A 10,956-nucleotide genomic window follows, 5' to 3' on the forward strand; every position below is an offset into this window, starting at 1 on the left:
AGTTCCTCATTTTTTAAGGTCAAGTATTCTTTTTGACAGATCAAATGACCTTTATAACATGTGAAACCACCTTCCATATATTTTATCTTCTAAGTAAAAGGTTCCTTCCTTTATCTTCCAAACTTCAGTGTAGCTCTTAAGAAATACTTGTTTTCTGGCGATAAATCCAATGCTGTTTCACTATCACTATCTGTCCACTCCAGTTTATTAGCAACAGTAATTCCTCCACTAACATTGATTTTTAGTTTTCCTCCTATTTTTGTTTCGTATTCAGGTCCTATATTAACACGAGTATAATTTAACTTATCCAGATTCAATCCTGCTCCTGTATCGTCATAAAAGTTATAATTATTACCATTGGCTATAATTGACAGACCAACTTTTCCATTTTTTAAATGATAAAACTGAGAAATATAAGCAGGTAGGTAGGCATAGGTCCCCCAATGTCCTTTTTTATACACTAACTGTACTAATGGAATCACCATTCTTCTACCAAAACGCGTATTATAAGACACTCCGAACCCGTATTTAAATGACCTGCTTACTTGTTTACTGACTAGAGCGGTTCCTCTAAGCATAAAATCATCAGAAGAAATTCCACTCTGAAAATCAGATGCGAAGGTAGGTTTTAATCCAATTGAATAACTCCATTGTTTTCCGATTCTATTATTCAATGCTAAATAATACGCTACAGAATAAAAGTTTCTGGATACGGAAGAAGAGGCATCTGCTTCATTAGAAAAATTAGGTTTTAAATTGGTAAACTCAACTCCATTAATTATGATTGTTTTTTTATTTTTTAAAACATAGGGGAATTTTAAGTCTACTAAAACCTCAGAGAATCCAACTTTTCCTTCATATTGTTTTTCTTCAAAACTGGATTCTCCAAAATGTGTGTAACTAACAGTCCCAATATAAAACTCTTCCATAGGATCTTTTTGTGATCTTTCCTGACCGATAACAAGAATCGTTTGAAAAAAAAGTACTGCGGTGGTTAATAAAATCTTATTATTCATTTTTAGTCATTTAATTTGTGGCAAATAAAAACAATATTTGCCAATTTCAATATTTGGTTTATAAATAAATTCAGCTATAAATCAACTATGTAGGACTATTATGAGTAGGTATACTCAGCAAAAAACAGGGGTATTTTATTTTTTTTTCAGAACTACATAATGGTAAGTGATTATCGGTGGGTTTTTCTTATTTTTTTAATGTTTTTTTTGACATTTTACTATTTTCTATTTTTCCTGACTTCTTTTTTAAAAAGAAGAAGCCTCCATTACTTCTGGAGGCCTGATCAAAATACGGTGAAGGGACGTGTAATCAACTTTAGTTAGGGGGAAATTTTGGGGGAGTGTCCCTTCACTGTTTGACTGCTACCTACTTTACTTTATTTACTCATCATTCATTCTGGTAGTCATTTTCTTCCGAACCTTTTCCTTCATCTTCCAAAAGGTTCTTCTCATTATCTTCATCTGCTAATAGTTTCTCTATTTTCTCTATTGTCGTAAGCTCTCTGGTTATTGACTCATTGCATCTTTTTTCACAAAAATCATATTTTCCTTTTCCTATCATTAACCAAACTACTCCTGCAATCACCAACATTCCTATTAACAGATTTGAAGTTCTCATAACTAATATTTAATAGTGGTGTTTTATTTTTTCTACACTCCAAAAATACGACACCAATCAGGCTCAAAATCTGCTTTTCTGGGTGAAGCAGACAAATCCGTACCTGAACTATCCTATAAGAACAGTCAACCGTTTTTTATCAATAGAAGTTTTATTCCACATCCTATTATGTTTCTCTTTTTGTGTTTTCTGACACATCGTATTCTATGCATATCTTTTATCCTTAATAATAAATATTCTTATATCCCTACTGACTACAAAAAAATACCGGAAGCTATTTAGAATTTGCTTCCGGTAATTAACCAATCCAATTATGAAAAAATATGTACGACTCGTACATGAATTTTATATTTCTTAATCATTGCTTTGTATCCAATCCGATAATATTTCAGCAACTTGTTTTGTTTTTAAAAATTACCGGAGGCGCCCTTTACTTCACCTCCGGCAATCAACCAATCCAATTATGAAAAAAAATGTACTACCTGTACATATGTTTTTATCTTTTTTAAAAACTGCCGGAGATGCCCTTTCCCTTATTTATCTCCGGCAGCTTACCAACCCAATTATGAAATAATTACTTACCTCTTATTTTTATGTTTTTCACGGTTTTCTTTTCTTAAGAAACTACCAGAGAATTCTCTTTACTACTCTCTGGTAGTCACCAACCTAATTATTATGAAAAAAAATTACTTACTATTTTTTAATGCCCCCTCTCTACTTTAAAAAAAGCCACTGGAAATGTTTGTGGGGGGAATACATTGTGATTCCAGTGGCTTACTCACTTAATTATTATGAAAAAAATTACTTACTATTTCTTTATGCATCCCCTCTCTTTTCTTTATTACTGATTCTTTTTCTTTAAAAACAATCACCGGAGATGTTTGTGGGGGAAATACATATCCTCCGGTGATTTGCTAACCTAATTATTATGAAAAAAAATTACTTACTCACTAACGCTTCTACAATCTCTTTCGAGAACTCTCTCGACACTGAGGTAAGCTGTTTCGGATTATCAATTTCTGTAATCATCACTGATAACAATTGCTTTTCCTTTTCTTCTTTCAGATCATATACCAATGTCTCGAGCACAAAGCTTCTTTTTATTGTTTTTATGACTTCTTCTGGTGTTGATTTTGTATACAGTACACTATCTCCTGATCTGAAGGGTCTATAAAACAAAGGGTATGATTTTGTTTCATAGGTTGTTTTTACAGCTTTTTTATACTCCTTTCGATCCCTGAGTACCGTAAGAAATAAAATATCAGCTCCTCTTCGTATCAAACTATTTTTTATCCGTACAACCTCTCTATTATCTAAGTTGTTTAATCTTGATAGTTCCGGCATCACTAAATAACTCTCAAGTGCGATATACCCTTCTTTATTTAAAGCTGTCGTGATATCTCTCTCGAACTGCTTTCTTATATCTGTATCTGTTGTTTTACTAACAACGACTACATTTTCTTTTTTCCAGTCTGTAGTTTGGCTTCTATTCCATGTCTTAGTTACATCTACCGATGAACAACTACAGTACAACAATGCGATTACACTTACCCCTGCTAACCTTAACATCCCTCTATATTTTAGTTTCTTTTTTCTATTTGTGAAAAACAAAAAACATAACCTTCTGTTTCCTCTATAAAAACAGTTTTCTTTTCTGGTTTAAAAACGGTAGAAATGCGTGCTAATACTTTTTCTATTTTTAGTTCTAAATTCGATTGTAATGTTTTCATTGTTATATCCTTTTGTTTTGTTTACACAAAGGTATCACTGCTATCCCCTTTGTTTAAGGGCTTTTTGGGTGAAGCAGCCTATTTTGACGGTGAAGTTTCCTTTTTAGACAGTGAAGTGTTTTTCTGATTTTACAATCAGAATCTGGCATCGGTTTTTTCAAAAACAACAATGCTTTTATTGTTTATTACTTTTATATAACAAGCTAGACTGTATCCCATTGCCTTCTTTTCTTAGAAACCTTGCTTTTTATATAAAGGCTTTGGAGTAAGCTGAAGAATATTTACGTCTCTTTATAAGAAAAGGCTGTTTCTAAAATAAGAAACAGCCTTTTCTGTCATACAACAGGGATATTCTGGATTTATATATAATAGAACAGAACTACCCGCAGTAAATACACACTCTACTCTTCTGAGAATTAATATTAATTTCGAGACTCGTCACAAAGTAATTACATCACGATTATCGAGTTAATAATAACAATAAAAAACCTTTCGAGGGATGCTCCCGAAAGGTTCACAACTTACTAGTTGTATTCACACAGATAATAAATTACCATCTTCTCTTTTTAGGAGAGTCATACTCATTCCTCTCTTCTCTGTCATCTTTTCGTTCTCTTCTATCTTCTCTTCCCTCCCTTTTATCTTCATTAATCTCTCTCTGAGTGGCTACTACATCTGCTCTCAAGGTTTCCAAAAATTCGTTTAACAGCTTTCTGTTTACTCTAGACTTTTCTATTCCTCTTGCATCAAATGAGAAATTAACTGTCTTCATGGTTTTCAGAATAACGGCTTGTCTATCCGCTCTTTTTATTTGATTTTCAAAATCTCTTATATCGTCTTTTCGATCTCTTTTATCATCTCTGGTATTTGCTCTGTCTCTCGCCAGGTCTTTTTTATCATCCTTATGGTCATAGCGCCCTCTATTCGAATCTTTCACATCATCTCTCACTTCTCTTCTTTCTGATCGTACTTCTTGCGAACTTTGCGCTATTTCTCTTCTGGCTCTTTTTGCTTTTTCTTCACTCTGACGTACTTCTCTCGCCATGTCTGTTAACAAATCTGCTTTTAGGGTATTGATTTTTCCATCTCTGGCATCGAATGAGCGATTAAACACTTCCATTTTTACTTTGAAAGCTTCCAATTCCCTAAGATCTCTATCCAGATCTCTTTTTCCCTGATTAATTTGTGCCCTGTTTTGTACGGCTTCTCTTCCGTTTTGTGCTTGTACTGTTGCACCTAACATCATTAGTGTGATTACGATACTCCCTGAAATTCTCATTTTTTTATTTTTTATAGTTTTTGCAATTAATTCTCTTCATTTTCTTTTACATAGACCACTTTATATCCTTTTCTTTCCTGATCCAACGTAACTTTCTTGTACATAACATCATTGTATTCATAAAATACATTGCCATCGATCATCACTTCTTCTGCATCTGCTGATATTTCTGAAACAATGGTATCTACCGGTGGCTGTATGACTTCATACCGTTCCTCTTCTGTGGTAGCCCCCTGGATTTCCGTGTAATAAATCCCAGAATGGTAGTACATTACTGAGGGACCTACTACTACTCTTACATGTCCTACTGGTAAGACCGCGATGCGTACTCCCACTGGTGGCAATACTGCGATATACCCATCATTATATATAGTATAATACAACCCAGCATAGAAGAAGTACGGTAAACCTCTGTATACAACGCGAACATGATGCGCTGGTAATGTTCTGATTACTCTTCTGTGTCGGGGATATCTGTAATGCGGGTTTCTATAAATCGGCTGTGTTCTGTAGCGTCCTCCTTTATAATGATTCGTTCCTACATGATTTCCTCCTCTATGAGAAGTTTTCACACCTCTGTTTCCTGACCTTCCTTGTGCCTGAAGATCCTGACCAGCCAAACAGCTTATGATAATGATAATTCCGATAATTCTTTTTATTGCCTTCATAACTACTAGGGTTTAAATATTTGTGAAATCAATTTCTTTGAATTTCTTTACACAAAAGTACCCTGGCTTACCGGTTTATCTGGGAAGGAAATAAGTGAATTAAATAAAATTAGCTGTGAAGTGTACTTTTCTGGTTGTGAAGTACAAGCGGTAAATCTATCTCTATTGCTTATAGAACTCAGCAGTTCCTATTTTTCCATGCCTGAGAATAGAAATCGAGATTTTTTCTCCTTTTTTGAATTCTTTTAACTTCTTTTTTATCAGATATCCAGAGTTATCATCTGTAAAAGGAATTCCTGCAATTTGCAGGATTACATCTCCTCCCAGTAGTAATTCAACTCCGTCAATTACAGCAGGAACATACCCTCCTTGTAATCCCAATTTACTGGCTGCTCCCTGAGTTGCTGTACTAAGCACCAGCAGCCCTGATTCCTGAGGAACATTTAACGCTTTGGCAACATTTCCTGTGATTAAAAGCCCTTCCATCCCTGTCCATATGTTCTCTTCTTCGGATAGCAGTTTTTGGGCAATATTAGAAGATACGGCAAATCCAATACCACTAAACCCTCCCGATGCTGAGTAAATTCTACTGGCAATTCCAATAACTTCTCCTTTCATATTAAACATAGGTCCTCCAGAGTTTCCTGGATTTATGGCCGCATCAGTTTGTAAAAACTCTATCTTTACAAAATCATTACTCCTGTGATCAGGCACATAACGTCCACTTATAATTCCTCTGGATAAAGATTGTTTAAACCCGTGAGGGGCTCCCAAAACAAAAACATCTTCCCCTATTAATGTTTTATCGGAATCTCCAATAGTTGCGACTTTTTTATTTTTTAACTGGAAATTATTTTTGATTTGTAATAAAGCTACATCTGCCTGAGGATTAGAAGAAACAATTGTCGCTTCATAAATATCTCCATCCACAAATTCTACTGAAACTACTTCTGCCGATTGTACTACATGTGCTGCTGTCCAGATTTTTCCATCTTCAGAGATTAATACTCCAGATCCCTGAGAAGATTCTTTGACTAATTGTCTGTTACTCCCATTCGATTCTGTTCCGACACTAATAATTTCTATTACAACCACAGAGGAATTTACTTTCTTATATAAGTCCGATAATTTCTGAGCCTGTACGGATACTACAAACAATAAAAAGAATAGTAATTTCAGCAATTTCATCTCTCTGTATTTTTTGTCAAATATACTATAATTTGCTTGTGACATCCTAGAATCACTCTTTATAAAAAGCGGTTCTATCTATATTTTTTTTTAGCTGATAGATCTAGAAAATGTTTCGTAATTTCGCTCTTAGCCAAAAAATCCAGATAGGTCATGATGACGAAAAAATGGTTTAGTAAAGTAACCACATTTGTAATAGGCTGGTTTATTTCTTTATTTATATGGAGCATGACCAGAAAATATGGAATCAAGTCCTATTTAAGTGTTTTCGACATCGAATATTCTGCTTCTAATTCTTTTTTATATATCGCTTTGATAGCTGTCATTTGCGGTATCTTATTTGGCAGTATTCAGCTTCTTAGTGAAGAATCTATTGCTAATAAGCAACGATCTTTTAGAAATATACTTATTAAGGGATTAGGGCTTCATGTCTTTATCATGATTCTTATATATCTGATTATTTATATACAGCTAAACCTAGCAATTGAGAAATTGGAAATACTATTTATTGATTTTTTAACCAGTCCATTGATTTTGGTTAATCTTGGATATTCTATTGTCACTAATATTTTTATTGTAATCACGATTCACCTCGAAAAATTACTAGGGAAAGGAAATTTATTAAAATTAATTACCGGTCGTTTCTATCATCCACAGGAAGAAGAACGTGTTTTTATGTTTATAGATCTCACATCTTCTACTATGATTGCAGAAGATTTAGGACATTTACAGTACAGTCGTTTTATCCAAGATTGTTTTCTGGATCTGGCTGTAGTAGAAAAGTATAATGCTGAAGTATATCAATATGTAGGAGATGAAGCTGTATTAACCTGGAAAATGAATAAAACAGTTAATACCGATGCTTGTTTGTTAGCATTTTTTGCTTTCTCTAAGAGGTTACAAGATCGTACGTCTTATTATCAAAAAAACTACGGACATGTTCCTTTTTTTAAAGCTGGGGTGCATGGAGGTATCATTACTGTAGTAGAAATAGGAAGTATCAAACATGAGATCGCATATCATGGAGATACTATTAATATTGCCTCCAGAGTTCAGGAACAGTGTAAGAAACAAGGGGTGTCTCTTCTGATTTCAAAGACGATTTTTGATCGAATTAAAAACCCTACTGTTTTTGAATTGATTAATACGGGAAATCCCTTATTAAAGGGCAAAAAAAATACAACTGAACTATATAGTGTATCGCTAAAAAATAACACTGTATTGGTTTAATAAAATGAGCTCAATATTGATAAACAGAACATTAGAGGAAATAAATATCATTTCAAAAGAAATTCCGCCACCTCTAAATCTCGATTATCGAATAATAATAAACTCACTTCGTCTGTTCTTTTGATGTTCTTCTTTACTACATTTGATTCCATTACTACATTTATTAAGTAATTCAGTTTCTCCATACCCTTTACCACTAACTCTTTCTGAACTTATTCCTCCTTGCTCAATAATGTAATTCACAGTACTCTGTGCTCTTTTTTCACTTAACATCATATTGTATTTGTCTTTCCCCCTACTGTCCGTATGGGATCTTACATTAATCCTCAAGCGGGGATATTCTCTTAATGCTTCTATTATCTTCTGCAGTTCTACTTCTGCATCAGGTCTGATATTCGCTTTATCAAGATCAAAATAAATGACTTCTAATTCCAGTACTGCCGCCAGATCATTCCCTTCTTCTACTTCTTTTTCTTCCAATCCTCCTCTTTCTAATTCCAACGGGTATTCATTTTCTTCTCCCAAAGAACTATTTGTTGTAAAAACAGTTTCTGTAGGGGCATATGCTATTTGTTTCGCTTGTAAGATGTATGACTTATTACATTCTACATCTAGACTATACTCTCCATCTTCATTAGTTAGTGTTCTGGTGATTTCATCATTGTTTTCATCCAGAAGAATAACTGCTGCATCTCCCATTCGCTCTCTTGTTTCTTTATCTGTGACAGTTCCTTTTATAAATTGTTTACATTTGGTTATCAACTCTTCTGTTTGCTTAAAACTGTAAATATCATCATTCCCTTTTCCTCCATTCCGATTACTAGAGAAATACCCCATTCGAGTGGTTTCATTAACCACAAAAGAAAAATCATCTTCCGGACTATTAATCGGTCTTCCTACATTATAGGGTAATGAAAAATACCCATCCTCCTGAACCGCAACAAATACATCTAACCCTCCTAAACCTGTATGTCCATCACTCGAAAAATAAAGGACTCCCGAATCACTTATGTAAGGAAATGTTTCTCTCCCTTCTGTATTGATTTGATCGCCTAAGTTCCTAGGAACTCCAAAGCTTCCATCTTCATAAATATCAATTTCATATATATCCGACTGTCCCCTACTTCCAGGCATATCACTGGCAAAATATAATTTTGTTCCATCTGCGCTTAATGCCGGATGTGCAACTGAATACTCTTCTCCATTAAAAGGTAATTCTTCAATATCTGTCCATTGGCTCCCTTTTAATTTTGCTTTATAAATTTTCAACAAAATAGTTCCTGTAGAATCCATTTTTACTTTTCGTTTCGTAAAATTATTTCGGGTAAAGTACATGGTCTTTCCATCTTTGGAAAAGGTTGAAGAAGATTCATGAAAACGCGTATTAATACCTCCTCTTATTTTTTTGGGTGGGCTTAAGTCTCCATCAATATTCATTTTGGAATAAAACAGATCTAAAAAAGGCATTTCATTCCATTCATGAACGGTTTTGGTCATATTACGGCTATTTCTGGAAGAAGCGAAAATCAAATCTCCATGATGATTAAAACTTGGAGCATAATCCGAATGTTCTGAATTTACACTTAGTTTCAGCAGTTGAAATTTTCCAGATTGCATGTCTATAAATTTCAAATAATCTCTGGTCGTCATAAATGAATTTGCCCGTTGATCATTCCCTGTCTGCATATAAAATTTTTCCATTACTTTATCTGCTTCCACATATCTTTTAGCACTTTTCAGGCTCTGAGCATATCGAAACAGGTATTCTGCTTCTATTTCATCTTCATATTCATTGACTAATGACTCATACCATTTTACCGCTTCTTCCAACTCTCCATTAAAGTAATAGGAGTCGCCTAGTTTTTGGTATAAATCGGGAGAAGAGTATCCATTTTTAGCTACTTTTTGATATATTTTTCTGGCATCTACATACGCGAATCGCTCAAAATCTTCATTCGCTTTTATCAACTGATTTTCCTGAGCATATATATTAAAGAGAGAGAGAATTAAAATCAATACACTGTATTTTCTGAAATTCATTATCATAAATAGTATTTTATCATTAAAAGAAACGAGGAGTTAACATTCTACTATACTTCTTAAAGAGTTCGAATCGTATAAAAACCTCATAACTTCCATCATTAAATTGCGCTTTTCCTAATTCTGTTGTTTCTCTGTCGTACCCCAATCCTATCATCATCGCATTAGAGAGTTGAAATCCGATCATTCCACTCCACGCTGCACTCCATCTATACCCTGCTCCCAGTGTCAAGCGTTCATACAATAAAAAGCTAGCGGATAAATCTACCTGTAATGGGGCTCCAAAAACCGCTTTGGTCAATAATGCCGGTTTAAATTTCACTTCTTCATTTAAATCAAACGTATATCCGGTAATCAAATAATAATTGATTCGTTCTCTAGCGATAAAGGCTTCGGAGTTATTATTACCAACCGTAGCACTTTCATCAAAATGTTCTGTTTCTAAGATATTTGGAGCGCTCAGTCCAAAATAGAATTTATCTGTATAATAATAGATCCCTACTCCGACATTCGGACTAAATCTATTGTCTATATTTTGCTGAAAATTCGCATCGTTTACATCAAATTTTGATAATTTATTAAAGTCCACATCTAATAAGTGACCTCCTCCTTTAAGACCAAAACTTAGCCTTCCTTTTTCTGAAGTAGGAATTGTATATGAAAAATCAATATCAAAGTAGGTTTCTCTGGTCGGTCCTATTTCGTCATTTACTATTGATATTCCTAGACCTACTCGCTCACTTTGCCCTAAAGGAGTATTTATCGATATTGTTTGCGTTCTGGGAGCCCCATCTAATCCTACCCATTGACTACGATGTAATCCGTTAATACTAAAAACGCCTCTACTCCCTGCATATGCCGGATTAACGCTTATTGTATTATACATATATTGAGTGTATTGAGCATCTTGCTGCGTATATCCTTTATTCCATAAAGAAATAGACAAAATTATTAGTATCGAAAAGTATAGTTTCTTCATATGATCTATTTTTTTATTTAGTTAGCTATATCTGCATAAGCCCAACTACATATCCTATTTTGAAAAAAATATTATTGATTTCAAAACTTGTCATGAGTATTAAAGTCCTCTTGAACGAATCAATTATTGTTTTTCCATTTATTCATTTTTCTTTTTTCATAGTATAACACTCCTCATAACCTATTAGCTATAAGGAGTGTTTTTATA

At 33.9% G+C, this 10,956-nt stretch carries 10 protein-coding genes; 1 reads left to right on the forward strand and 9 read right to left on the reverse strand.

The genetic code is table 11. The annotated features are described in order from the left end of the window. Positions 1-110 precede the first annotated feature (110 nt). The 7 genes from HN014_RS03325 to HN014_RS03355 form a co-directional block, all read right to left on the reverse strand. The gene (locus HN014_RS03325) at positions 111-1,016 is read right to left on the reverse strand and encodes a DUF6268 family outer membrane beta-barrel protein (protein WP_176027471.1); all 906 of its coding nucleotides are present in this window, start codon (positions 1,014-1,016) and stop codon (positions 111-113) included. A 388-nt stretch (positions 1,017-1,404) separates the two neighbouring features. After that, entirely contained in the window at positions 1,405-1,635 is a 231-nt protein-coding gene (locus HN014_RS03330; RefSeq protein WP_176027472.1) for a hypothetical protein, read from the reverse strand. 939 nt (positions 1,636-2,574) lie between these two features. Beyond that, positions 2,575-3,204, reverse strand: coding sequence for a hypothetical protein (locus HN014_RS03335; protein ID WP_176027473.1), 630 nt, complete (start codon positions 3,202-3,204; stop codon positions 2,575-2,577). Positions 3,205-3,215: 11 nt separating this feature from the next. Next, complete coding sequence (locus HN014_RS03340; protein WP_176027474.1) at positions 3,216-3,365, reverse strand: hypothetical protein; 150 nt, start codon at positions 3,363-3,365, stop codon at positions 3,216-3,218. 550 nt (positions 3,366-3,915) lie between these two features. Further along, entirely contained in the window at positions 3,916-4,644 is a 729-nt protein-coding gene (locus tag HN014_RS03345; RefSeq protein WP_176027475.1) for a hypothetical protein, read from the reverse strand. 26 nt (positions 4,645-4,670) lie between these two features. Beyond that, complete coding sequence (locus HN014_RS03350) at positions 4,671-5,312, reverse strand: DUF6515 family protein (protein WP_176027476.1); 642 nt, start codon at positions 5,310-5,312, stop codon at positions 4,671-4,673. Between the two features lie 162 nt (positions 5,313-5,474). Further along, complete coding sequence (locus HN014_RS03355) at positions 5,475-6,500, reverse strand: S1C family serine protease (protein ID WP_176027477.1); 1,026 nt, start codon at positions 6,498-6,500, stop codon at positions 5,475-5,477. A 153-nt stretch (positions 6,501-6,653) separates the two neighbouring features. Between HN014_RS03355 and HN014_RS03360 the strand changes: the two genes are divergently transcribed. Further along, positions 6,654-7,730: an adenylate/guanylate cyclase domain-containing protein gene (locus tag HN014_RS03360; RefSeq protein WP_176027478.1), complete on the forward strand. Its 1,077-nt coding sequence runs from the start codon at positions 6,654-6,656 to the stop codon at positions 7,728-7,730. A gap of 84 nt (positions 7,731-7,814) precedes the next feature. Here HN014_RS03360 and HN014_RS03365 read toward each other — a convergent pair whose 3' ends face one another. Both HN014_RS03365 and HN014_RS03370 read right to left on the reverse strand, forming a co-directional pair. Then, on the reverse strand, positions 7,815-9,776 hold the full coding sequence (locus tag HN014_RS03365; protein ID WP_254884087.1) for an OmpA family protein: 1,962 nt from the start codon (positions 9,774-9,776) through the stop codon (positions 7,815-7,817). A gap of 16 nt (positions 9,777-9,792) precedes the next feature. Continuing rightward, on the reverse strand, positions 9,793-10,749 hold the full coding sequence (locus HN014_RS03370) for a type IX secretion system membrane protein PorP/SprF (RefSeq protein ID WP_176027479.1): 957 nt from the start codon (positions 10,747-10,749) through the stop codon (positions 9,793-9,795). Positions 10,750-10,956: the final 207 nt, after the last annotated feature.

Origin of the sequence: Aquimarina sp. TRL1, from assembly GCF_013365535.1 — a bacterium.
GTDB lineage: Bacteria > Bacteroidota > Bacteroidia > Flavobacteriales > Flavobacteriaceae > Aquimarina > Aquimarina hainanensis.